Annotated in this window: 1 protein-coding gene; it reads right to left on the reverse strand. The window is 68.1% G+C overall.

What is annotated here, in order from left to right:
• Positions 1 to 35: 35 nt before the first annotated feature.
• On the reverse strand, positions 36 to 304 hold a 269-nt coding region (locus ON31_RS29365; protein ID WP_157533797.1), incomplete at its 5' end, for a hypothetical protein.

Consider the following 304-nt stretch of genomic DNA (forward strand, 5'->3'; position numbering starts at 1 on the left):
CCGGGTGCCCTCGTCGAGCGCCCGGCGCGGGTGGTTCATGCGTCGCCGGATTCGGCTGCGACGGAGACAATTTCGGGCAAGCGTGCCGTCCATCGCTCGGCGGCCTCGCGTGCCTTGGCCTTGTCCTCGTCGTGCAGAGGCTGCGAGACCATCGCGCCGAGGAACGACTCACCGCACCGGATGAGAACCGTGTTCGATCGGCTCGAGAGACCTTGGCGGGGCTCGATTGTCAGGCGCTCGCCGTAGACTTTCGCGGCCTCTTTCCAGCGGGCGAGGTGGTCGCCGCTGACCGTCATGTCGGCGA

Source organism: Nocardia otitidiscaviarum NBRC 14405 (assembly GCF_000308635.1).
Lineage (GTDB): Bacteria > Actinomycetota > Actinomycetes > Mycobacteriales > Mycobacteriaceae > Nocardia > Nocardia otitidiscaviarum.